At 35.4% G+C, this 24,484-nt stretch carries 23 protein-coding genes and 2 pseudogenes; 5 read left to right on the top strand and 20 right to left on the bottom strand.

What is annotated here, in order from left to right:
- Window positions 1–11 precede the first annotated feature (11 nt).
- From QUF99_RS13610 to QUF99_RS13560, 11 genes are all read right to left on the bottom strand, one after another.
- Window positions 12–470, bottom strand: coding sequence for a RidA family protein (locus QUF99_RS13610; RefSeq protein WP_289370720.1), 459 nt, complete (start codon window positions 468–470; stop codon window positions 12–14).
- Window positions 442–1,485, bottom strand: coding sequence for an amidohydrolase family protein (locus QUF99_RS13605; protein ID WP_289370718.1), 1,044 nt, complete (start codon window positions 1,483–1,485; stop codon window positions 442–444). Before QUF99_RS13605 ends, QUF99_RS13610 begins: the two co-directional genes overlap by 29 nt.
- On the bottom strand, window positions 1,470–2,009 hold the full coding sequence (gene nbaC, locus QUF99_RS13600) for a 3-hydroxyanthranilate 3,4-dioxygenase (RefSeq protein ID WP_286124709.1): 540 nt from the start codon (window positions 2,007–2,009) through the stop codon (window positions 1,470–1,472). The genes QUF99_RS13605 and nbaC overlap by 16 nt, the downstream gene beginning before the upstream one ends.
- Window positions 2,010–2,231: 222 nt before the next feature.
- Window positions 2,232–2,780, bottom strand: a complete 549-nt coding sequence (locus tag QUF99_RS13595) for an adenylyltransferase/cytidyltransferase family protein (protein ID WP_289370717.1) — start codon at window positions 2,778–2,780, stop codon at window positions 2,232–2,234.
- Window positions 2,781–2,807: 27 nt separating this feature from the next.
- Window positions 2,808–3,554, bottom strand: a complete 747-nt coding sequence (locus QUF99_RS13590) for an IclR family transcriptional regulator (protein ID WP_286124707.1) — start codon at window positions 3,552–3,554, stop codon at window positions 2,808–2,810.
- A gap of 156 nt (window positions 3,555–3,710) precedes the next feature.
- Window positions 3,711–5,186 carry a 4-hydroxyphenylacetate 3-hydroxylase family protein gene (locus QUF99_RS13585; protein ID WP_289370716.1) on the bottom strand — a complete coding sequence of 492 codons (1,476 nt, stop codon included), beginning with the start codon at window positions 5,184–5,186 and terminating at the stop codon, window positions 3,711–3,713.
- A 235-nt stretch (window positions 5,187–5,421) separates the two neighbouring features.
- The gene (spoIIP, locus tag QUF99_RS13580; protein ID WP_289370715.1) at window positions 5,422–6,573 is read right to left on the bottom strand and encodes a stage II sporulation protein P; all 1,152 of its coding nucleotides are present in this window, start codon (window positions 6,571–6,573) and stop codon (window positions 5,422–5,424) included.
- Between the two features lie 485 nt (window positions 6,574–7,058).
- Window positions 7,059–8,027: an SPFH domain-containing protein gene (locus QUF99_RS13575; RefSeq protein ID WP_289370714.1), complete on the bottom strand. Its 969-nt coding sequence runs from the start codon at window positions 8,025–8,027 to the stop codon at window positions 7,059–7,061.
- A 2-nt stretch (window positions 8,028–8,029) separates the two neighbouring features.
- Window positions 8,030–8,458 (bottom strand): NfeD family protein, encoded by a 429-nt coding sequence (locus tag QUF99_RS13570; RefSeq protein WP_289370712.1) that lies wholly within the window; start codon window positions 8,456–8,458, stop codon window positions 8,030–8,032.
- A gap of 658 nt (window positions 8,459–9,116) precedes the next feature.
- Window positions 9,117–10,055, bottom strand: coding sequence for a class A beta-lactamase (gene bla / locus QUF99_RS13565; RefSeq protein WP_289370710.1), 939 nt, complete (start codon window positions 10,053–10,055; stop codon window positions 9,117–9,119).
- Window positions 10,056–10,485: 430 nt separating this feature from the next.
- Complete coding sequence (locus tag QUF99_RS13560) at window positions 10,486–12,624, bottom strand: peptidoglycan D,D-transpeptidase FtsI family protein (RefSeq protein WP_289370709.1); 2,139 nt, start codon at window positions 12,622–12,624, stop codon at window positions 10,486–10,488.
- Between the two features lie 485 nt (window positions 12,625–13,109).
- Between QUF99_RS13560 and QUF99_RS13555 the strand changes: the two genes are divergently transcribed.
- On the top strand, window positions 13,110–14,855 hold the full coding sequence (locus QUF99_RS13555) for a peptidoglycan D,D-transpeptidase FtsI family protein (protein WP_289370708.1): 1,746 nt from the start codon (window positions 13,110–13,112) through the stop codon (window positions 14,853–14,855).
- Window positions 14,856–14,890: 35 nt separating this feature from the next.
- Here QUF99_RS13555 and QUF99_RS13550 read toward each other — a convergent pair whose 3' ends face one another.
- Together QUF99_RS13550 and QUF99_RS13545 are read right to left on the bottom strand one after the other, a co-directional pair.
- The gene (locus QUF99_RS13550) at window positions 14,891–15,718 is read right to left on the bottom strand and encodes an SH3 domain-containing protein (RefSeq protein WP_289370706.1); all 828 of its coding nucleotides are present in this window, start codon (window positions 15,716–15,718) and stop codon (window positions 14,891–14,893) included.
- Window positions 15,708–16,241 (bottom strand): RNA polymerase sigma factor, encoded by a 534-nt coding sequence (locus QUF99_RS13545; RefSeq protein WP_289370704.1) that lies wholly within the window; start codon window positions 16,239–16,241, stop codon window positions 15,708–15,710. Before QUF99_RS13545 ends, QUF99_RS13550 begins: the two co-directional genes overlap by 11 nt.
- 564 nt (window positions 16,242–16,805) lie before the next feature.
- Between QUF99_RS13545 and QUF99_RS13540 the strand changes: the two genes are divergently transcribed.
- From QUF99_RS13540 to QUF99_RS13530, 3 genes and pseudogenes are all read left to right on the top strand, one after another.
- The gene (locus tag QUF99_RS13540) at window positions 16,806–17,357 is read left to right on the top strand and encodes a recombinase family protein (protein WP_289370702.1); all 552 of its coding nucleotides are present in this window, start codon (window positions 16,806–16,808) and stop codon (window positions 17,355–17,357) included.
- Window positions 17,358–17,545: 188 nt separating this feature from the next.
- Window positions 17,546–17,791 carry a DUF4158 domain-containing protein gene (locus QUF99_RS13535; RefSeq protein WP_289370700.1) on the top strand — a complete coding sequence of 82 codons (246 nt, stop codon included), beginning with the start codon at window positions 17,546–17,548 and terminating at the stop codon, window positions 17,789–17,791.
- Window positions 17,792–17,988: 197 nt separating this feature from the next.
- Window positions 17,989–18,162, top strand: a pseudogene (locus QUF99_RS13530) (MFS transporter); the annotation flags it as partial.
- Between the two features lie 41 nt (window positions 18,163–18,203).
- Here QUF99_RS13530 and QUF99_RS13525 read toward each other — a convergent pair.
- From QUF99_RS13525 to spoIIP (QUF99_RS13510), 4 genes and pseudogenes are all read right to left on the bottom strand, one after another.
- A complete protein-coding gene (locus QUF99_RS13525) occupies window positions 18,204–18,647 on the bottom strand; it encodes an NUDIX hydrolase (protein WP_289370698.1) in 444 nt (147 codons plus the stop codon).
- Between the two features lie 22 nt (window positions 18,648–18,669).
- Window positions 18,670–19,410: a M15 family metallopeptidase gene (locus QUF99_RS13520; RefSeq protein WP_289370697.1), complete on the bottom strand. Its 741-nt coding sequence runs from the start codon at window positions 19,408–19,410 to the stop codon at window positions 18,670–18,672.
- 11 nt (window positions 19,411–19,421) lie between these two features.
- Window positions 19,422–20,062, bottom strand: a pseudogene (locus QUF99_RS13515) (GNAT family N-acetyltransferase).
- 62 nt (window positions 20,063–20,124) lie between these two features.
- Window positions 20,125–21,279, bottom strand: a complete 1,155-nt coding sequence (spoIIP, locus tag QUF99_RS13510; protein ID WP_289370695.1) for a stage II sporulation protein P — start codon at window positions 21,277–21,279, stop codon at window positions 20,125–20,127.
- An 89-nt stretch (window positions 21,280–21,368) separates the two neighbouring features.
- Here spoIIP (QUF99_RS13510) and QUF99_RS13505 point away from each other — a divergent pair, with 89 nt between their 5' ends.
- Window positions 21,369–21,662 carry a hypothetical protein gene (locus tag QUF99_RS13505; protein WP_289370694.1) on the top strand — a complete coding sequence of 98 codons (294 nt, stop codon included), beginning with the start codon at window positions 21,369–21,371 and terminating at the stop codon, window positions 21,660–21,662.
- Window positions 21,663–21,950: 288 nt separating this feature from the next.
- Here QUF99_RS13505 and QUF99_RS13500 read toward each other — a convergent pair whose 3' ends face one another.
- The 3 genes from QUF99_RS13500 to brnQ4 form a co-directional block, all read right to left on the bottom strand.
- Window positions 21,951–22,466, bottom strand: a complete 516-nt coding sequence (locus QUF99_RS13500; protein ID WP_289370693.1) for a DUF1572 family protein — start codon at window positions 22,464–22,466, stop codon at window positions 21,951–21,953.
- Window positions 22,467–22,484: 18 nt separating this feature from the next.
- Window positions 22,485–22,814, bottom strand: a complete 330-nt coding sequence (gene csaA, locus QUF99_RS13495) for a chaperone CsaA (protein WP_289370692.1) — start codon at window positions 22,812–22,814, stop codon at window positions 22,485–22,487.
- Between the two features lie 65 nt (window positions 22,815–22,879).
- A complete protein-coding gene (gene brnQ4 / locus QUF99_RS13490; RefSeq protein ID WP_289370691.1) occupies window positions 22,880–24,217 on the bottom strand; it encodes a branched-chain amino acid transport system II carrier protein BrnQ4 in 1,338 nt (445 codons plus the stop codon).
- Window positions 24,218–24,484: the final 267 nt, after the last annotated feature.

Here is a 24,484-nt window from a genome sequence, read left to right as displayed (position 1 = left end):
CCACATACCTCCTACTCTGCAATTTCTAAAATCATTTCAATTTCAATCGTTGTATTATTCGGTAATTGTGCCATCCCAACAGCGGAACGAGCATGCTTTCCTTTTTCCCCAAAAACCTCTACTAATAAATCAGATGCACCATTCATCACTTTTGGCTGCTCTGTAAAATCTTCTGTACTATTTACAAAACCAAGTAATTTCACAACTCGTTTTACCTGATTCAAATCTCCAAGTTCATGTTTCACAACACTTAATAAATTCAACATAGACTGCCTTGCTGCCTTATATCCGTCTTCTACCGAAACATCTTTACCTAGTTTCCCATGATATTGATCAACACCTTGTCCAGCAGTAAACAATAAATTTCCTACTCTTACACAACTTGCATAGTTACCGACTGCCGGACGAACAGCTGGTAATGTGAGCCCCATTTCAGCTAGCTTACTCTCTGGTATTTGTACTTTCTGCATATACCACACCTCTTTTTTTCATATCAATATTTAAAAACTGCGCTGCGTTTCCACCAAGCATATCTTCCTTTTGTTTCTCCGTTAATTCCAATGTCTCATCAATTACTTTTCCTGGATGAATTTCACGAAGTAAAAATGGGTAATCTGAACCCATGAAAATTTTCTCATGACCGAAGCGCTCCATCATATATTTGATATTCATCGGATCATAGTTTAAAGAATCAAAGTAAAATTTCTTCGCATAATGGCTTGGTGGATGCGTTGTAAGTCTCAAGTGTGGCCATACTTTCCATCCTTGATCTAACCGAGGAAGAATATATGGGAACGAGCCTCCGCCATGTGCAAAACAAATCTTTAACCTTGGAAACTTCTCCATCATTCCACTGCATACGAGAGTAGCTGCTGCAAGTGCCGTTTCACTCGGCATGCCAACTGTGTACATAAAATTATGATGGGGCATTCTCTCACGCCCGAGTGTCTCCCACGGATGGATAAAGATTGGTACTTGCCACTTTTCAGCCATTTGAAAAAACGTTATAAAAGACGGATCATCTAAATTTTTCCCATTTACATTTGTACCAATTTCAATTCCATGTAGTTTCAACTCGGTCATACATCGCTCCATTTCACGAACTGCAGTAGGCCCATCTTGCATCGGAACCGTCCCTAATCCGACAAAACGATTTGGATATGTTGCAACTGTTTCAGCAATAAAATCATTTTGAATACGTGCCATTTGCTCGGCTTCGTCTGGATTCGCCCAGTATGAAAAGGTAACGGGAATTGGCGATAAAACTTGCATATCGACGCCTTCACGATCCATATCTTCAATTCGTTTTTCTGGACTCCATACTTGATCTGTCACATCACGAAAGTTCTTACCGCCAACCATAATGGCAGCTCCGCATGTACAAGTACGATTCAATATAGGCCAACGTCCACCACCAAACTTCTCTTCAAAATCCGGGAATGTTTCAGGGATAATATGCGTATGAAAATCTATTCGCACTTCCATTCCTCCACTTCTTCTGGCATAATATGTCCGCAATTTTTACATGCCCGAACTTCTTTATTTGAATTAAAACTATGAATAGCTTGCTTCACTTGTTTTTCGATATCTTCTAATTGCACACGAACACGGTGCATTTCATGATTACACTCATCACAGAACCACACAAAGTCCTCAAGTTCACCTTTGTTACGCTTTCGTTCAATCACTAATCCATACGTGTTAGCAACGCGGTGCGGTGAATGTGGAATCATGGCTGGCAACATAAACACATCGCCTTCTTTCACTGTAACAACTTCACGTTTTCCTTCTTCCGTAATACATTCCACATAACATTCACCTTGAATTTGATAAAAGAATTCATCTGAAGGATCCACATGAAAATCACGTCTTCTATTGGGTCCACCTAAAATCATTGCTATAAACTCTGAATCTTGCCAAATGACTTTGTTGTTCACCGGCGGTTTTAATAATTCCTTATTTTCATCAATCCATTTTAATAGGTTAAAAGATTGTAATGTTTTTGACATACTTATTCCTCCTCGTTTTCTATATAAATCCATTTTGATTTTCCGACATATAGCCGCGGCTATGGATAACAAAAGGTGGCCTGCACTCGTTTTTTCTCTTTGTTTTCACTTGGTATGGGGCAGGAAAAGGATCTGACCGCTTCTATGCATGGCCGGATGCTCTCTCCTACCTAAAAAGAAGGGTTTTATGTCGGTTTTTTAATTTGTATTTATATATCACATTCACATCGTTTCAATCGGCCATCCTAATAAAGAATGAGATCGTTTTAATTCCCCTTTAAATAATTGGTCCCGAATTCTTGTCGAAGAAATACGTTCTCCCTCTTCACAACAAACTGCTTCAACGATAGAAACAGTGAAGTAATCTGCAAGTAAATTTAAATCACCTTCACGATTTTTTCCAAACCGAAAATCTTCTCCAACACATATTTCAATCGGATGCAATCGTTGTAACTCTTGAATGAAACAATGAGCTTGTCTTGTTACATATGACTCATCAAAATGTACAACGACCACATGCTGTACACCTAATTCATTGAATCGATGTAACCTTTCTGGAAGTGTTGTTAACACGCGTGCTCCTTGGAAGTACGAGCGCGGCGGTGGATCGAATGTATACACGACACTTACAACTTCTAACTCTTTCGCTTTCTCTACCGCACTTCGAATTACAGCTTGATGTCCCTTGTGCACACCATCAAAAGCACCGATTGCGACAACTGATTGTTGTAATTCTAGTACACCTTCCTCATGTATATAAATGATCCGCACCTCCTCATCTCTTTGATGAAATTACAATCAAATATCTAAGTAACCAAACTCCTTTGAAATCGTTTGTGCTGTGTTCATTACACTTTGAATAATGACTTGACGGTCTCTTCCTTGCATATAAGATATCGGACCAACAATATTAAGAGCAGCAATTGTTCTCCCTGTATAAGAACGAATAGGAGCAGCAATTCCATATAAACCGTGTTCATTTTCGTTATCGCTAATGGAATAACCACGATTGCGAATCATCTGTAGCTCTTCTTGAAATTGTTTCATACAGGTAATCGTGTTCGGTGCACGTGGTATAAGACCATTTCCCGCAGTATGCTCTAGAAAAGAAGGATTAAAAGAAAGAAGTACTTTTCCTGTACTCGTACAGTATGCTGGCGTTCTTGATCCAACATGTGTAGATATTTGGATAGAATCTTTTGACGATACTTTCAGAATAAAGACAACATCTCCTCGATCATACATACCAATATGCACCGTTCCATTAAATTTTCGTACGAGATCTTCCACAATTGGAATTGCCCCGCTATAAATTTCTTGTTGAAACATCACTTGATTGCCCCACTCTAGTAATTTCCAACCTAGACGGTACTTTCTTTGATCATCTTGAATTAACATTCCTTCTTCACATAATGTGCGAACAAGATGATGAACTGTACTTGCATTCATACTCAGTTTTGCCGCGATTTCAGCATTTCCTAGTACAGGTTCATCACTCGTGAAACAATTTAGAATTTTACAAATTTTACTGACGGACGCTATCAAAATACGTTACCTCCTCTATTTCAGTTACATATATAATTCGGTTGATACATAGCTAAAACTCGTAAGAAGTTTTACATCCTAACAGTAAAATTCTTGCTATTCACTTATTGCTCCTTCCTCTTCCGCTCAAAATGTAAGCGTAATCAATAATAAAAATTATTTTATTGCACTTTCGGATGAATTAGCTCCTTGTAAAGCTTCTTCCACTAACGAAAGCGATTGTTGTTTCTTATACGCATTATAAAACATGCCCATTTTTCGAACTGGATCACCAGAGTAATAACGCTCATATTGTAATAATCGTTGTCCAAACGCTTCACCACATAAATCCCAAGCTAACTTAAATAACCTTACGCGTTCTTCAGAAGATACTCCCTCACGGCCAATATAATATTTATGCATATCATCTTCAATCTCAGGATTCATAAAATCTGCCTCTGTTGGTGACATAAGAAGACCACCTGCACCAATCGTTTGGATAATTTCAATTGCACGTGGATACATTTTTGGTAATAAGCTACGAATCGTATCCAGTGGCAATCTTGCCGGTACTGCTTCACCATATGCATTCATTTCATGCTCATATTCCGCAACTTGAAGCAAAGCACGAATTGTTTCCACGTCTTGTATGAGTTCCGCTAATTGATTTTGTACATTTAAAAAACCATCTACTCCAATAGAATCTGCTAGCTTAATTGCCACTTCCGCTGCAAATGACAGTTTCACAAGACCTCTTACTCCTGATTGATGCGCAGGCTGATGACCAATCCCTGTTTTAGGATACAGCTGATTTCCAGCCTCAACACTTTGATAAATAAAAACTTTATCCCATGGGATAAACACATCGTGGAATACTAACAGTGCGTCCATTTCTTCAAACCTTGATGCGAGCGGATGATCAAATAAAGAGCGTTTTCCATCTTGCATTGGCTCACGGCAAAGAATACGTAACCCCGGTGCATCAATTGGAACCGCAAATGAAATCGCATGGCGCTCATCACCAGGTTTAAAGCTTGGATAGGAATAAATAATAACTTCATCTGTAATTGGAGCAAGCGTTGCTAACATTTTTGCACCGCTCACATACATTCCTTCTTCTGTTTCCTTTACAACACCTAAGTGCATCGACGCATCTTCTTGCTGGTGAGACGCCTTACTTCGATCGTTTTGTGGGTTAATAATTGCATGTGTTAAAAACAAATCTTTATCACGTATATGTTTATAATAGTTTTTGATATTTTCTCCCCACTCAGGATCGAACTTTTCAAAAAACCAAGCATTACTTGCCATTGAAGTCACTGTAACATTTAAAAAATCTGGTGTCCTTCCCATTAAACCAAAAGTAGCTTTTGCCCATACTTCAAACAGTTCACGGCGTGCTTTTAAATCTTCATAGTTTCTTGGTACTAAAAATGCATTAGAAACCCTCTCTCCCGTTTCTTCGCAAATATGTGTGATTTTCTCACTATACGCTGGATCATGCTGCATGTCATATAGTTTCGCAATTTGTAAAATTGGTTCTCGAAAGACATCTTCATTCACAATATCCGTTACTCTTCTACCACCTATCCAAATTTCTGGATTCCTCTCTTTTAACCCTTCAATATATTGAGCCCCTGTTCGAATCGCCACACATAACCCCTCCAATGTATACGTTTTCAAAAATTAATAAACAAATAAGTTTCGAAATACGAAATATCCCTCCCTTTAAAAAGAGACTGAATTTTTAATTATTATAAAAAGATTCCCCCTTTGAAACAACATATTTATTTCACATTATGAAATCCTATCAATTTTTTAAAAAAATAATGGGATTTTCATTCGTCCGATTCACATAAAAAAAGAACGGTTCCCCGTTCCTTTTCCATTATTGATTCACTTTCTCCGCATCCCAATAATATTCACTAAACGCTTCAGTTAACACGTCAATTGTGTTGTAGAGCTCTTCTAACGTATTATCGACCCCACCAACTTCTATGAGCATTGCATTTTTTGATAAATCTTGATTGTATACACCATTGCCACTGTTTTTATATTTTGGAAAGATTCCCCTGCTTAATCCATAATAGTTTTTGTCCAAATATGAGTTAATTGCTCGAGCGATTTTCTCATTGTTTGTACGCCCTTCATTTTCCATCCCAATGATGAAATATAATCGGGCATATGACTTACCATTTATCACTTTCGTCGTTACCTTTTTCCGCTGATCATCTCGGTGAATATCAATCGGAAACATGATTTTTTTATTTTGTGCCAACGTTTCTTTCACATACCCATGCGATGCTTTGTATGACTGATGCCATTGCCACTTTTTATTTGCTAACAAATCTCCCATATTTGTTTTATCATGAAAGACCGGTATTCCTTCTCCCTCTAGTTGCTCCTTCAACCTCTCTCCTAGTAGCGATACATTCACATCTGGACTGGATGGATCTGTAGCTCCAGGTAATAAAGGATAAAATGATTCCCAACTATGCGTATGATAAATAAATACCGCGCTTTCTCCTTTAATCCCGTTCCTATTTTTTTGCACCGGATTCTTTTTATCAGCTTCTGCCACTTTATTCTTTGCTACCTCACGTTCTTTCGTCACTTCTTCTAACGGTACACTCGATTCATTCGGAACATTTGTATAGTCTGTACCTTCTCCAGCTACTAAAATATCAGAATAATAATTTGACATACCTGGTACTTCTTTTCCTACAAACGTACGTAAATCTTGCAGGCGCAGATCGGTTGCAAGCGAAAAAAGCAATCTACCAACAGACTCACGTTTGTTTGTTTCAAAAAAATCAGCTGCAAAATAACGATTTTCTGTCTCAATCATTTGCATAAATCCTTGTATGGATACTCTTCCAAACCATTGATTTGCGTAATATGACTTCATCGTATGTAAAAGCGAAGTCACCATAGACGCCGCTACTATCATTACAAACACATATGACATTATTAAAAATATCAATTTCTTCCCATGTATGTGAGTTGTATACTTTTTCAATGTATCACCCTCTCTATACATGGATATGTACAAGCTTTATGTAATATACATTTTAACAGTTCTCGTTACATTCAATACGACCGCTAAAAAGAGTAAGCATGTAAACATTTACTATTTGTCTTATACCACCGGTGCATCTCAACTGAATCATTCATATTATATAAATTCAAATTAAAAAACCGACATAAAGCCCTTCTTTTTAGGCGGGAGAGAGCATCCGGCCATGCATAGAAGCGGTCAGATCCTTTTCCTACCCAGACATAGTGAAAACAAAGAAAGAAAACGAGTGCAGATCACCTTTTGTTATCCATAGCCGCGGCTTATATGTCGAAAAATCAAAATGGATTTATATAGAATGAAAAATCGTATCTTTCATCACTTCCTCCTCAAAAAAAGAAAGAGAAATGGCGGCCCATTTCTCTTTCTCGTCGTTATCCCGTAAAGGTCCGATTGGTGAGAGCTTATTCTCAGTGAAAGATGAAGCCTCCACTGAGAAAAGTTTCACTTTATTGTTCTTTTGGTGTATCAGAAGAAGGCAATTTCTTTACTTGTTTTTCTTTGAAAATTTCTCCAATTGCCCCAAGTGTGCCGAGTGTTTCGATTGCATTTGATGGGATGAAGACTTTATTTGCTGGTCCTTTTGCAACTTCTATCAATGATTCAAATGATTTATATGCGAGCACGCGCTCATCTAAATCTGCTGCACGTAGTAATTCAATTCGATTTTGTTCCGCTTTCGCAATTGTTTCAATTGCTCTAGCTTCCCCGTACGCTTCTAATTCTTTTGCTTCTCGTAAACCTTCTGCTTCGCGAATACGTGCTTCTTTATCCCCTTCTGCCATTAAAATTTTACTTTGTTTTTCTCCTTCTGCACGAAGAACTTTATCCTGCTTTGCTGCCTCGGCTTCTAGGATAATAGCACGTTTATTACGCTCTGCTTTCATTTGTTTTTCCATCGCTGCTTGCACATCTTTTGGTGGGTTAATATCAACAACTTCAACACGTTCAATACGAACGCCCCACTTTTCCGTTGCTTCATCAAGTGCTAAACGGATTTCTGTTGAGATTTTTTCACGGCCAGATAACGTTTCATCAAGCTCCAGTTTCCCGATAATCTGACGCATTGTTGCAGAGGTAATGTTACGAACACCAAATTCATAGTTAGAGATACCGTATGTTGCAAGTTCTGGATCAACAATTTGATAGAAAATAATTGTATCAATTTCTACTTGCACGTTATCTTTTGTAATCACCTTTTGCGGTGGTACATTTGTTTGTTGAATACGTAAATCATGGTAAACACGGGCGCGATCCACAATTGGAATTAACATATTTAAACCTGGATGCATAATGCGCTGAAATTTCCCAAATCTCTCAACAACGCCCACTTTTTGCTGTGGAATAATTTTAATTGTTAAAGCAACAAATACAATGATAATTAACGCAAAAATAATAGTTAAAGTTATACCAACCATTCTTATTCACTCTCCCTTTTCACATGTAAAACAGTGCTGCTTCTCTTTACAACAATAACTCGTTCTCCATCTGGGATTGGTCCCTTAGAAATAGCGGTCCACATATCACCATCAACTTTTACAATACCATTTTCTTCTTTCGTAACCGCTTGCACGATTATCCCCTTTTTACCAACGAGTTTATCCACAGTATCTGTAAATCCTTTTGCTTCTCGAAAGTTTTTTGAAATTTTCTTTGTAAAGAAAGTCAACGTTAAACTCACAATCGCTGCTACAGCAACTTGTAAAAATACTGCATCTGGAACAAATAATGCAATAAGACCTCCGACAACCGCCCCAATTCCAAGCCATAGCATGTAGAACGTAATTGATAGCATTTCTGCAATAAATAAAATACCGGCTATGATAAACCAAATTCCCCATACAGTCATATGCAGCCCTCACTTACTTTTCTATTTTCTATATGTATATGAAAAAAGGAGTTGTTTATCACGCTCTCATATTTAAATATGAAGCGTTTCAATAAAAGCGGTCATTCATAATCACTGTTTTACAAAATAAATCATTAAAATGATATATTAATATATTCTTTATTATACATGAAAATTCCTGTATAAAAGTTACAAAAAATAAAATTCTTTCAACGACTGTCTTAGGGGTTTGTGTAGTAACGGAACAGAAACGGCAATAGGGATATATTAAGTAATAACATTCGTCTTTGCATTGCATTGAAACTGTTAACTTACTTTCTGGCCATTCTAATACAACTACAGTATGAAATAGATGGTTTCCTACAGGACAGACTCCCTTTAAATTAGTTCTTATCAGAGGGTACCGTACGTAATGCTTCCCGTATCTACTTAACGAGAAAGTGGGATTCTTGCTATATCATCCTTTAATTTGAGGTAAGGGTAAGTATCCAACGATTTGGACCACCCGTCTAATATAATGGTTCTTGTTAGCATAATCGTAATGATAAGAATGTAAAAAAACCGATTCTTTTAATATAAAAAAGAATCGGCTTCTAGTTTTATCCTATAGATGGTATTAAATATAGGGAATCAGAAAGCTGAGGTACAATCAATGCCCTCACTTGAGAGCATTGATTGTAACCTTGGCAGCCTGCGCGATTAGTTCATTATCATAGGTAGCATCTTCCTTATCTCGGCTGGACAGAATTGCGATGATAATGGGTGCTCTATTCGGTGGCCAAACGATGGCAATGTCATTTCGTGTTCCGTAGCTTCCGGCTCCAGATTTATCACCGACTTCCCAATCTTTTGGTACGCCAGCGCGGATGAGTTTGTCTCCTGTAGCGTTTCCACGCATCCAATCCGTAAGGGTTTTACGTTTGTCAGTTGGGAGCGCATTTCCGACCGTGAAAGCCTTAAGATCGGTAGCAAGTGTTTTTGCTGTACTTGTATCACGAATGTCTCCCGGAATAGCTTCGTTCAAATCTGTCTCAAAGCGATCAGCCATGGTAACCTTATCACCAATCTGTCTAAGCGCTTTTTCAAATCCTTTAGGTCCGTCTAGTTTCTTGAATAAAAGGTTCCCCGCAGTGTTATCACTGTAACGAATAGCAGCCTCCGCAATTTCCCCAAGAGTCATACCGGTATCCACGTGTTTCTCTGTAATTGGTGAATACTCGACTAGGTCATCTTTTGTATAGGTGATAACTTCATCGAGTTTGTCAATTGAATTTTGCTGTAGCACTGCTCCTGCAGCTAGAGCTTTGTAGGTAGATGCGTAAGCAAACCGTTCATTAGGTCGATAAGTTACTGTCTGGTTTGTCCCGGTGTCGATAGCATAGACACCCAGTCGAGCGTCAAACTTTTTCTCGAGTTGCGCGAACTCTCGATGAGTCGCATGATTTGCATGTTTAGTTTTCTCTGCTTTTTCTTTTGCTTCCACCTGCAACGGTTCACCTGTAAAAAGTTTTACACTTGCAAGACTTAAACTTAGTATTCCAACACACATCCCTATTTTTAACATCCTTGTACTTTTCAAAATGATCAGTCCTTTCATATTTTGCAATACTTAAAATAGATGTCAAACGGGATACATTGTATCCAATTTGGGCACTAATTTTTAGGATTACACTTAATAGACAATCTAAGTAATAAATTTGTTCCACATTTACAAAAAAAAATTAAATTTAAGATAAGGTAGAATTTAGGATTTGTATAGTAACGGAACAGAAACGGTAATAAAATATAAAAAATAATATCCTTACTGGCTCTTCACTGGCCCATAAAAATCTAAGATATGCTAATTTTATATAGTTTGTTAGAAAAGGTATTATCAAAAAAAATGTGAAATAACAACTCTAATAGCTGCTATTTCACGCATTAAATCTACTGTCTTTTATTCTCCTGTCCGTAAAGATTTTGATCTAAACAGGATCTCTTAAATCCTGATAATCAATATCTTTACTAGGTAGAGATATGCAAAAATTTTACTGTTTCTGATTAGAGCTATCGGTATTGGTAGTTTCACCATTTATACGTTGCTTTTTCAAATCAAAGTATGCGTCTAAGATATCTTTTCCAATTAATGAGTTAATACCACCTTTATCATTATGAACCCATGGGACCACTACAGAAAAAGCTACTTCTGGATTATCGTATGGAGCATATCCAACCAATGTTAAATTGTAACACTCAATGCGTTCACCTTTTCCATTCCTACCAATTGGATTCTCCCCCCCATATACCGTTTGAGCTGTTCCAGTTTTACCAGCTGGTTTATATGGAGCTTGTTTGAAATACCTTACACCAGTTCCATCACCTTCTTGAAATACCCATCTAAAACCTTCTTTTACTCGTTCAATGTATTCTGTCTTCACATCAACTCGATTTAATACAACAGGTTCTATAGATTGAACTACTTTACCAATATCTTCTTTTTTTACTGTTTGTTCACGTATTTCTTGTACAATCTGTGGCTGCATTCTATATCCATCATTTGCAATTGTAGAAATATATTGTGCCAATTGAAGTGGCGTATACGTATCATACTGACCTATGGAGAAATCCAGTAAAAATCCAGGCTGAGTATCTTTCTGTCTTGTTTGTCCTATTGTTTCATTCGGTAAATTAATCCCTGTCGGAACTCCTAAACCAAATTGTTTAAAATAATAACGCATTGTGTCAAATGCATCTTGTTTGATATCCAATGTACCATTCGGTACATAATTAACCCCAGCTATTTGTAACGCTGTATGGAACATATATACATTCGATGATACTTGTAAAGCTCTTAAATCATTAATGTTCCCAAAGCCAGATACATTCCATGACTTTTTAGCTTGCGTACCTTTAAATTTCATAGGTGCATCATAAAATTCATCTCCTGGCTTTATAGCTCCTGTTTGGTATCCAGTTAATAAGGTGGCACCTTTTACAGCTGATCCTAACTCATAAGAAGTTACCATGTTACCTAATGCAAAATCTTCCATTTCTACATCCCCATCTTTTTCCACAAACTTCTTACCAGCCATAGATAAAATCTGCCCATTTTTCGGATTCATCATAACCACAAAAGCACGATCCATTAATGGTTCTGAACCTTTAAAAGCTCTTAAATTTTTTTCTATACTTTCTTCCACCTTCTTTTGCAATTCCATATCAATTGTTAATGTTAAATTATTACCACTTTTCCCTTTCGACACTGTTTCTGTTTTAATAATATTTCCTGATCTATCAGTAATATTTTTCACTTCTTCTTTTGTACCATGTAATACATCTTCATATCTTTGTTCAATATAACTTTTTCCAACCCGATCATTACGATTGTATCCACGCACTAAATACGAAGCTAAGTGTTCTTTAGGCAATCCTTCATCCGTGCTTGTTATATTCCCTAATACAGAACGAAATAAATCACCATTTACATAATTACGTTCCCAGTCAACTGTTGCGTCTACACCTGGAAAATCTGCTAAGTTTTCGCTTATTCGTGCATACTCCTGTTCTGTCGCATCTCTTTTAATAATTTGAGGGGTCATTTGATAACCAGAACTCATCTTACTTTTAATCGCTAACACTTTTAAATCTTGCAGCGTTAATTCTGCTAATTCTTCTTCTGTAATACGATTTCGTCTTAACTCTTCAATTTTCTTGTATAACTCTTTCCCTTCTATGCCCTTCTTTCTCAGATTTTCTTCATCTTGTTTAGTAACTTTTTCTTTGGCTTGCTCCTTATTTAATTGCATCCAGAAATCTTTTTTATCTATCTCAGTTAACTTATTTATGTCTTCGTCCGGAATTTCAAGTACATTTGCTAAATCTTTCGCCGTTTTTAAAATATCCTCAAGTTTTATCCCCTTTAACCTTGTATACGTAATAGAACGAAGGGGGCGATTATCAACGACTGGTTTCCCTTCTCGATCAAAAATCTTCCCACGAGGTACTGGAAGACCTATTGTTTTATTATTATTTTTTTCCACTTCATTTTTATAAGTCTCTCCATCAACAATTTGTACTTTTCCTAGCTGAACAATAATAGCTGAAAATAATAAAAATATACAAACAAACAAAATGTTTAATCGGAAAGGTATATATGGTGACTTTTTCTTTTCTATTTGCTTTTTCATATATCCTCCATTTGTATCTTTAATGCGTTTCCTGCTGTTGTTTCACTATTTATTTGTTACATGCTTTCCATTCCGGTTGAAAATGACTAATTTAAATGGAGTTCTTGCATTAGCCAAAACTTATCAATTAAATACGGTGAAAAACATAAAAATAATAGTTTATTCAATCGGTATAATGCATCTATACCCCTATGGATGCATTTGTGAGATAGAAACATCCTTCGCTTGATTTATATTGGAAGCCTGCTCTATTTTTTCTACAGTTTTCACTGGAAGTGCTACATTGGTAAGTCGACTTACTTCTAAAAGAGTTATACTTATACCTACTTTTAACACTATTTTTCATAATGATTATTCCTTTCTTAACATATTAGCTAAAAAATGTTGTAACACTTAATAGACAATGTAAGTAATGAAATAGTTCCATATTTACAAAAAAAAAAATTAAATTTAAGATTAAGTAGAGTTCAAAAAGGGAGGATTTTATGATTCTTACAAAACAAAAGAAACGGATATATTTAGCGATTGTTATCATTATTAGTGTTGTTTTGATAATTTTATTTAAAATAAATTTCATTTCAGTTACTATCACTACTTCTTTAGCTGAAAGAGGTAAAATTCTTGATCAAAATGGGGTAATACTGGCTACAAATAAAGAGGTCAAATCCTTGTATTATACTTACAATGATGATTGTTCAAATAAACTTGATATAAAGAACTTATTAAGCTTTTTAAAACAATTTTCATCAGAATTTCATCATGATATTTCTTTGAAAAATGTACAGTTAGAATTACAAAATTCTTGTAAAAAACAGGATAAAGATGAAATACTGTTATATTCAGACTTAAATGATAGTGAGTTTGAATTTTTCGCCAAAAATAAAAACAAAAATATAATAGTAAAAAACGAATGGATACGATTTTACCCACAACATGAAATTGCATCACAGGTCATTGGATATACAGATTTAACCACTTATTCTAATGATGTTTCTTCCGGGAGGGATGGAATTGAGCTTCAGTATGAAAGGGACTTAAAAGGTACCTTAGGAAAAACTCTTATATTTAAAATAAACAATAAAAAATTATCTTGGGACATCCAAAAGGCACAAAAAGGGAAGGATATTCATTTAGCACTAGATTATAAACTACAACATAAAATAGAAGAGGTACTAAGATCTAATATTAAAAACATACCTGATGCTGATGGTGGATATGCTATAGTGATTGATGTAAAGACCGGTAAGATATTAACAATGGCTAACTCATCAATCTTCGATCCTAATATACTAAATCCACAATTATCATCAACTGAAAAAGAAAATTTGATATTACTTTCTCAAAATAAAACAATTCGAAAATTAAAGTATGGTGACTCTTATGTGAATATGGCATCAACAATAAAACCTCTTACTATTTTGATTGGATTAAACGAAAAGCTTTTTCAACCTGCTGATACATATTTGGATACAGGTAAATTCCAATATAATGATCAAAATAACATTACCAATGCTGCTGGGACTCCAACCGGTGAAATTACACCGAGTCAAGCTATCATTAATTCATCGAATACATTTATGACAGCAAAAGTAGCGCTTCCCTTATTCAACCAAAATAATGGGAATATAGAAAAAGTAGCTACTATCTGGACAGATTATTTAAAACAATTCGGTCTCCGTTCTAAAACTGGCATTGATTTACCCTTTGAAGAAGAAGGACAATATCAATTACATCCATCTAGTAAGTTTGAAAGCGGGATTTCAGCTTTATTAAATGCCTCTTGGGGAGGAAACGAAGTACATACTCCTCTCCAACTCGCTCAATACGCAGCAACTCTTGCAAGGAAAGGGGAAAAATACAAACCTCAAATCGTAAATGCTATCATTGATAATGATGGTAAAAGAAAGAAAGAATTCAAACCAATCTTAGAAAGTTCAAATCGTTATCCTTCAAGTTTTTGGAGCGTCTTACAAAATGGAATGAGTCATAATATACAAGAAATTAAAAACTTGCCATTTGACGTTGCTGGTAAAACAGGAATAACAGGTTCTCCAAACGAACAAGAAAGAGTTATAAATCATCCTCTTTTCATTGCATATGCTCCTACCAAGGATCCGCAAATTGCTATTTCTGTTATTATTCCTGGTGGTGATTCTAAAACAAATAGTGCAGCTGTTGTTGCAGTAGAAATATTAAAGGTTTGGGATAGTCTCCAAAAAGAGAATAAATAATAAAAGGCAGGTTCTATAAAATGAACCTGCCTCTTTTACCATATAGAATCTATACTCTTTATTTTCCACATGCCATCATTACCTTTTTCAAAAATGAAAGAATACTCAATGTCACTTAAAATATAATCTTTTTTCACATAACCTGTATTACCATTAATTGTAGTTATTTTTATATATCCATCATTCTCCACTTTTTCTGGAATCCAAGCTTTTACTATTTCGTTAGATACGTGATATAAAACTTCGGCTTCAGGTTTTGGTTCAGCTAAAATTTTTGTTTCTTTTCCAGTAACAGTCGCATATATATAATGTCCCTGTTTTGTTTGATTACTTTCTGTCAAGCCACTTGGTATTTTATATAGTGTTTTAGTAGCATTGACAAATTCTCCCCCCATTGTAAGAGCGACTTGCAGATCATGAAAAATATCTTCATCAATCTTCCATTCATCCTTATTATACTTTCTCCCCTTAAAAACAAACTCATCATTTAATGATTTATATAAATCATTCTTATTTTTAAAATTTGTGCTCTGATATAATTGACTCATAAATTGTTTTAGTGATGGATCTTGATAAGACTCATCCTTTGTTTTAACCTCAATTTGAGTACTGCTTTGTACAGGTGGTTTATTTTTATCAAACCAAAGTGGTTGAATAGCAAACAAGATAAAAACACAAGCGAGAGCAACTGTAATAGTTAGTGTTTTTTTAGGAAACATTCTTCTATATTTAGGGGAATCTACCTCTTGATTTTGGTTTATGGATTGCTTTATTTTATAAATAAATTCTTCTTCATCTTTACGCTGTTTCATTGGTCCATTTTTTAATTCTTTATACCAACCAGGCTTTCTATCATTTTTCATAATTTTTATCCTCCCCTAATACTTTTGAAACTCGTACACGAGCTCGGTGTAGCCGAGATTTCACAGTTCCAATAGACACTCCTAATGTTTCGGCTATTTCATCATAAGATAATTCATATTTAGCATCTAATATTAATATTTCACGATGTTTTTTTGGTAATTTTAGTACAATATTCCAAATTACATCTATGTCCTCTTTGTTAAAAAATTCTTCTTCTGCTGAAGGATACTCCTTATCCTCCCTAAAAAATCCTACTAAAGAAACCCTCTTAAAATAGGAAGATTTCAAATGATTTAGTGCGGTATTCCTTGTAATTTTTAATAACCATGTTTTAACAGATGATTCATTTCGAAATGAATGCCAATTTTTAAATACTTTTATAAATACATCTTGTGTTATATCATCCGATAAATGTGTGTCTTTCGTAATAATAAATGAATAATTCCATACATCTTGCCAATGTTTTTTTATAATATAATCAATTTCATCATGATTACAATTTTCCATAACCTTATGTTCCATCTTGACACCTCAAACTGATTTGAATATACATAAAAACTTTCCCTCTCTTTTTATACTTGATTCAATATATAGACAAGGTAAACGTTTCGTTTGTTCCATTTTGTATTAAAACTAATATAATTAAGTTCGAGTACAAAGACCTAATATGCTTATAAGTAGTTTTTGAAAAGGAACTCTTGCTCATATCTCTCTTTATGTACCACGTATTATAATGTCCAATTATCGCATCAGAACTATATATTATGATTATTTTTCGAAGCTTATAAAAATGAAGGTGAAAAAATAGTCAAAAAACATAAAAAAGCTTAGATTAATACAATCAATAGTTATTCCCATTGGCTGTATCATTTTTGATTTTGGAGGAAATAAAAGCTAAGAAAAGTAAAAAATAAACTTTAACACCGTCCAGAAAGTCACTATTTTCTGGAGACATAAAAATATAAACTATTTTCAAGGCTACTAAGATTTAAATGTGTTCAAAAACTCATAACAAAATCTATGTTCAGTTATCACTCCGTATCTGAAGTTATGTTACACTATTAGTGAAAGAGAGGATGTAGTTTTATGAAAGTTGGCTATGCACGTGTATCAACCGCAATTCAAAATTTAGATTTACAATTAAATGCTTTACAGAATTATGGGTGTAGTGAAGTTTTTACAGATAAAATTAGTGGGGCAAAAGATAAACGACCTGGATTAGAAGAAGTACTTCGTTTTGTGCGTCCAGGTGATACATTGGTTGTCTGGAGATTAGATCGGCTTGGTAGAAATATGCAAGATTTAATTCATATTGTGAATGAATTGAATGATCGAGGCATTAGTTTCCATAGCTTGCAAGAAAACATTACAATGGATCGGTCGAGCGCAACAGGACAATTAATGTTTCACCTTTTTGCGGCATTTGCAGAATTTGAAAGAAATCTAATTCAAGAGCGTTCGGCAGCCGGTCGAGCAGCCGCTAGAGCTCGCGGACGCTTGGGCGGTAGACCTGAGAAACTCGATAATAAAGATATGGACATGCTCAAAACACTAGTTAAAAACGGAACACCTATTAAAGATATTGCAAATATGTGGGGAATATCCAGAACCACTGTTTATCGTTACTTAGAAAAATAAGTATTAGCGCATGAAGATCGTATAATCAAAATTAACTCATGTAGGGGCTATCTATTACGGAAGCCTCTATATTTATATAATTAAAAAAATTTATGAGATGATTTCGACAAATAAAAAGAAAGCCACAATCTTATCATTTATAAAAAATATAATTATCAAAAACCGTTGTTTTTGATAAGGGGGATATCATGCCTGTTGAATTTTTGACTCGTGAACAGAAAGCTAATTATGGAAAATTTTCCGAGAACCCAACACCTGAACAATTAAATAAATACTTCTGGTCCGATGATCAAGATCGTTCTATTATTTTTCAAATGCGCGGCAAGCATAATCAATTAGGTTTTGCTATCCAATTAGGAACTGTAAGATTTTTAGGAACTTTCTTATCTCATCCAACTGATGTACCCAAAAATGTATCTTTATATGTCTCCTAACAACTTGATATAAATGAAAACATGTTAGCTTTATATAAAAATGAAAGAACTACTCGTAATCATGCACAAGAAATTAAGCAAATTTATGGTTATCAAGACTTTATAGAACAACCACATCATTAGAGATTATTACGTTGGTTATATACGCGTGCTTGGGTTTCAGCAGAACGTCCAAGCGTTCTGTTTGATTTAGCTACAGCAAAATGTATACAGCTCATGGCACACTTACTTCCACTGTTTCTGGCCTATCTATGTTAAGTATCGGTATTATCACTGATTTTTTCGGTGTCTGCATCATATATGTTATTGCTTCTTTTCTTATTTTATTATCCACTTGTTTATCTTTTTTTCTATTAAAGCACACGAAATAACAAGAAAAGGATGTTTCTCTGTAAGAAACATCCTTTTCTTGTTATACATACATTTCTTCTAACATATGAACAAACTCACCTTGTTTTCCTGCTAAAATTGGAGCTTTTGTCACATCGATCCATTTATAAGAAAACACAAGACCTTGATCTTCTTCTCCTGCGCTCACCGCATGATCCCAGGTGTCCTTTATATCCGTTAATAACGTAATGTGGAAAAAGTGATGTTTTTCATATTCTTGCTTCTCTTTTACATAAATAATGTAATCGTCAATAAAACGTTCGATAAAAATATGACTGAGTCCCGCTTCCTCAAAAACTTCGCGTAATACTGCTTCTTTCAATGTTTCTCTCTCGTCAACTGTTCCACCTGGGACTTGTGCACCTGCATCTGGCATATCGCGATGTGTAAAAACAAGTAATTGCATAACACCATCTTTTTTCCTCGTAATATATGCATATACTTTTTTCTTATATAACATCGTCATTTGGGCGTCTCCCCTCAAATGTTTACTTCATTGCTTCTTCTAAGGTGAGTTGATTTTCATATAAATAGGTTGCCTGTGGATTTCCTACATAGCGTACATGCCATGGTTCATATCGATAACCAGTAATAGACTCCTTCTCTTTTGTATACCGAATAACAAAGCCAAATTTATGTGCATTTTGGGCAAGCCATTTCCCTTCTTTTGTATCTCCAAAAATAGACTCTAATTGGAATTTAGCAGATTGTGATGTAATATCCATTGCAAGTCCCGTTTGATGTTCACTCGTTCCCGGAACCGCACTAGACATCGCTGTTTTCGCTTCTCCATCTTGGATTTTATACATTGTATTTAATGCTTTTTGCCGATCAAAAGACCTAAAGCCAGAGACTGCAAAGAGAAAAATCCGCTCCTGATCTCCTTGCTCAAACATTTTCTCAAGTGCTTGCGCTGCTTCTTTCCGCATCTTCTTCTTCTCTCGATCTCCTTCATTCGAGTAACGCACTTTCGGAATGACTAGATCTTGCGGTTTATAGAGATCTGATAACCGTCTGTGTTTATTTACAAGTACAAGTATGGAATCAGGATTATTAACAACTGCGATATCTCCTTCCATTTTAGCAATAGTTTCTTGCTCTTTTGGAAATGCTACACTAGCATTGACTTCTTGCGCCTGCTTATCTTTATACATTTTATAATTAATGCCTGCCACTCCAATAATAATTGCAACTACTACGACACTAAGAAGTGTCCATCTTTTTTTCATAAAACGACCTCTTATTTTAATAATTTGGCCATATAATACTCATCGACATTCTTTCCATCGATGATAAGAGAAGCTTTTTTGACACCTTCTTGTTCAAACCCTGCTTTCTTATATAGTGCCTGCGCTCTTGTATTGTGGGCCATTACTGTTAATTCCAAACGCCATACATCATGTAATCTTGCCCATTTTTCCATTTTTTTAAACAAAGCTGTCCCAATACCTTGGCCACTATATTCTTGTAAAACTCCAATCACAATTGTTGCAACATGCTTTTTTCTTTGCACATTACCACCGTTAACTAAAATAAATCCCACCACTTGTTCTTCATGAGTAGCTACAAATATTGTAGAATTATTATTTTCTATAAAACGTTGGATCATCTTCGCTTGCTGCTCTACTGTTGTATTCCGTTCCCCTGGTTCTAATAGCATAAAAGTCGTTTCTTCATCCAATCGTTTTCCTAATTGTAAAAATGCTGCTGCATCCTCTACTAAAATTTCTCGAATCATCCCTATCATCCTGTCAATTTTATAGTATAAAATTTTTCTTTATAAAGAGATTTTCGCTATTATTTTATGAAATTCCTGTCTATTTTCTCTAGGAGAAATAGACAAATTTCGATAGTAACATAATGAAGAAAAATTGTAGTAATAAAAGATTAGCTCCTATTTTTTCTTTTTTGGACATAAAAAAACGTAAGTATCTCACTTACGTTCAGCCATTTACCTTTTCAGCTTGCCAGAAATATTCACTAAAAGCTGCTGCAAGTGCATCAATGGAACGATTTAGTTCCTCAGTGGTATTATCTACACCGCCCACCTCAATTAAAATCGCTTGCCCAGACAAGTCTTGATTATATACACCATTACCTGTTTGAAATCCTTTTTGAATAACCCCTCGGCTTACTCCAGGATATTTTTTGTTAATTGCTTCATGCAGTGCAGTGGCTAGTTGTAGATTTTTTGCATAATTTTTATTTCCTTTTCCAACGACAAACGCAAGCTTTGCATAAGATTGATCTTCAATCGTTTTTGTTGTTACACTTTTGCGAGCACTATCCCGGTGCAAATCAAAAAAGTATTGTAATTCTTTATTATTGGCCATTGCCTCTTGTACAATTTCACGAGACTCTTTATAAGAGCTATTACTGTTGAGCCCTTTACTAATTAACTTCTTCCCGACATCTGTTGTATCATTGACAGCACCGATACCATCGTTTGCTAGTTGTTCACGCAATCGCTCTCCAAATATAGAAATATTCGTGACAGAGCTCGTAGCTTTATTCGGATTCGGATCATTTGTTAAATTTAATAACGGCAAATAAGACTCCCAGCTATGAGAATGATAAATAAATGCAACTTGTCTATTGCCCGTTGTTTGTGAAGGCTGTTTCTTCTCTTTATTCTTGTCTGCTTTAGGCACTTGTCCTGTTTCTCCTGTCCGTTCTTTCACTACTTCTTCTAGCGGAACACTTGACTCGATTGGTAAGTTAGAATAATTTGTTCCTTCACCCGCAATCAGAATTTCCGCATCATACTTTCCAAATCCAGGAAGCTCTTTTCCAACAAAACTGCGCACATCATCAAAACGAATATTAGTTGCTGTCGAAAAAAGAAAAGATGAAATAGAAAAATCTTGATTTAAGTTTCGATATTCTTGCGTAAAGTAATGGTTTTCCATCCCAACAACATACATATATCCGGTCATAGACAGCTCGTTTAACCAATTATATAAATAGGCTGACTTCGTCTCTTTCAATGAAGTCACCATCATGCTAATCAGAAAAAAAGTAGCTAACATTGTAGCCAAAAAAACCAAAATAAGCTTTGGGAAACTTGTTAATTTCACATAGAAAAAGCCTCGATTCATAACATCACCCTCTCTATTTCAACTTATGTACAAGCTGTAGAGAATAGACCACCTAAATTTCGGCTATATTGTCATTGAGGTGAAAAGAATTGAAGCTTATCATTAGCTTACTTCCGATTGTTATATCATTTGTTTTTCTCTTATTCACAGCCCATCCTAAATTCCGTATCTTTTTAGACGTATGTGCATACTTCTCTTTATACGGATTTGGTACCATTATTGCTTTCACAGTATACGATGTGTTAGTACATAACATGGTCTTTACGACGACTGTTCATCGTATTTTAATAAACCCACTCTTCCTTATCACTGGTGCATACATCGGTGTTTATTTATTATATCTTATTCTCTTCAAACTCTTTACAAACATAAGGAAAATATAGCTGTTCCTATTAAAATGTGGTAATAAAATGAAACATACTTTCACATGTCATGTATGTAGAAAACAGGTTGTAAAGAGGCAAGGTCTTATTACAGCTACGCTCTTCATTCGAATCAATTTATTTCACTACCACTGTTTTGAACAAAAATTTTATCCCGCATTAACGCGCTTTTGGGATTATACTTCACTTGCTATACAGTGTGTGCTGGAAGTATTCTACTGATTACTGAACCTTTACCACTCTGGTACCAGCACTGTATCGCTTCATATCTTACTATAGAATTGAACGTTATTTTTGAAGATAGCGATTGGACTGTCCTTTTAGAATACTTAAGCACTCCCATTCTTTTTCTTGTTGTAATTTTCCGATATAAATCATCTGCCCAATATGAGAAGCATAATGAACAATTTGCCTTTCAATTGCTTGCATAACAGTCTGATCTTCACCACGAATATAAACTTTCTTTAAAATATCTTGTGGTGTTAATGCCTCCATTGCTTGAAAAACATAATCCCAACCTTTACGCCAGGCTATCAATGCCTCTTCTTTTGACGCATATCCACCTTCAAACTCAGCATCGCGATTTCGATCCTTTTTTTCTCCATCTGTCGTTAAGAAATCTGTCCATCTAGAGCGCATATTTCCGTGCAAATGTTTGATTATAATCCCAATGCTATTGGCTTCTTCATGAGGCGCCCAGCATATTTGTTCATATGATAATTGAGAAAGCGTCCGCTCTCCTTGTTTTTGAATCGCCTGAAAGTTTGTAATTGCACACTGTAAATAGGCTTTTCCAACATCCATTTTACATCCTCCTATGTACTAACTAATGGACGTTCCATTTGGTACTTCTATATCAGGCTGTAACAAGATTACATCACCCTTTTCAGGAACCCCTCCTAGCACAAGCACTTCGGATTTAAAACCAGCAACACGCTTTGGCGGAAAATTCACGACCGCTACAACTTGTTTGCCGATTAAATCTTCTGGCGTATACCTCTGTGTTATTTGAGCACTTGATTGCTTGATACCTAGTTTACCAAAATCAATTTCTAACTTAATTGCAGGTACGCGTGCTTCTGCAAAAATTTCCGCTTGCCGAATCGTTCCAATACGAATATCTAACTGTAAAAAATCTTCAAAACTAGCCATTTTATCACTCCTCCCCCTATCATTTAGACATAAGATATCAATTTCCTCTAAAAAAAGAAAGATGCTTACGCACCTTTCTTTTGTAACTCACTTGATTCTTTTGGTTTATATAGGAAGAAGCCAACAACCCCACCAATACACGATGGCAATAACCAACCAATTCCTTCTTTATATAATGGAAGCAGTTGTAGTAAGTTTGATAGTTCTTCAAACTTCACATTAACACTTTCTAAACCGTTAAACAGACTGATTATAAATGCCCCTAAAATCGCCCCTATATATATTGTGTTTCGCTGTCCTATCCATTTATGGAAATACGAAAGTACAATCAGAACAATCGCAACAGGGTAAATAATAATCAATACTGGTAATGTTACTGCAATCAGTTGTGTTAATCCTAAATTAGATACCACTAAACTAAACAAACATACGATTGTTACAATTGTTTTATGTGAGAGTTTCGGAAATAGACCTGTAAAGAACTCCGCACAAGCTGAAGCAAGTCCAACAGACGTTGTTAAACAAGCAAGTGTGATGACAAGACCTAATAATACTTTCCCGCTTGTTCCAAATAGCTCATTTACTACATTTGTTAAAATAAGACCACCATTCTCAGAAACTCCAAGAGATGTACTTGTTGAACCAAGATAAGCAAGTGATAAATAGATTAACGTTAATCCGATTACTGCAATAACCCCTGATATAATTGTTGTTTTCGCAATTTGTCCGCTTTCTTTTATACCTTTTGAGCGAATAACTTGTACAACAACAATACCGAAGACAAGTGCACTAATCGCATCCATCGTTAAATATCCTTGAATAAATCCGCCGAAGAATGCATTATCTTTGTACGTTTCTAACGGTGCAGCAGGTGCTCCAATCGGATCAATCATCGCTTTACCAACGATTACAGCAACGATTAATACTAATAAAGGAGTAAGAAATTTCCCAAACCAATCTATCAATTTTGACGGGTTTAATGATAAATACCAAGTAATACCAAAGAAGATCACTGTGTAAAGAAGCAGCATATACCACTCTGTTGCCATTGCATCCGATAGAAATGGCTTCATTCCCATTTCGAATGAAACAGCCCCTGTACGTGGAATTGCAAAGAATGGTCCAATCGCTAAATAACTAATCAGTGGAAAAATAAATGCAAATATAGGGTGCACTCTAGAAGATAGCGCTTTCAGGTCTCCCTCTACAAAAGCTACAGCAGTTACAGCAAGTAGGGGAAGCCCGACTCCCGTTACAAGGAATCCAATTGTAGCAACCCAAACATTTTCTCCTGCTTGTTGTCCTAATACTGGTGGGAAAATTAAATTCCCTGCTCCTAAAAATAGTGCAAACAACATTAAACCAATTGCTAATGTGTCTCCTGGCCTTAATCGTCCCTTCATTTCTCATTTGCATAGCATGTTCCCTATTGTTTTTATCTCTTTCACAATAATGCTATGCATCCTCCTCTCTGTTCATGGTGATTTTATATACCCCTCAAAAAGCAATGTTTTTCTCCATAATTTCTCCCTTAACCCTTTTTCTTACTCAGCCTGTTCAATAATTGATTTTTTTGAATTTTCAAAACATTAGAACGCTATAAATATGGAGTTTTATTTGTCAGACCTCTTCACTTCAGTCATCCATATAGTAACATATTTAGTTGAAAA

This window comes from Bacillus sp. DX4.1 (assembly GCF_030348195.1).
Classification (GTDB): Bacteria; Bacillota; Bacilli; order Bacillales; family Bacillaceae_G; genus Bacillus_A.
Note: the sequence above shows the minus strand (reverse complement) of the source record. Positions and strands in the feature narration are given on the sequence as shown.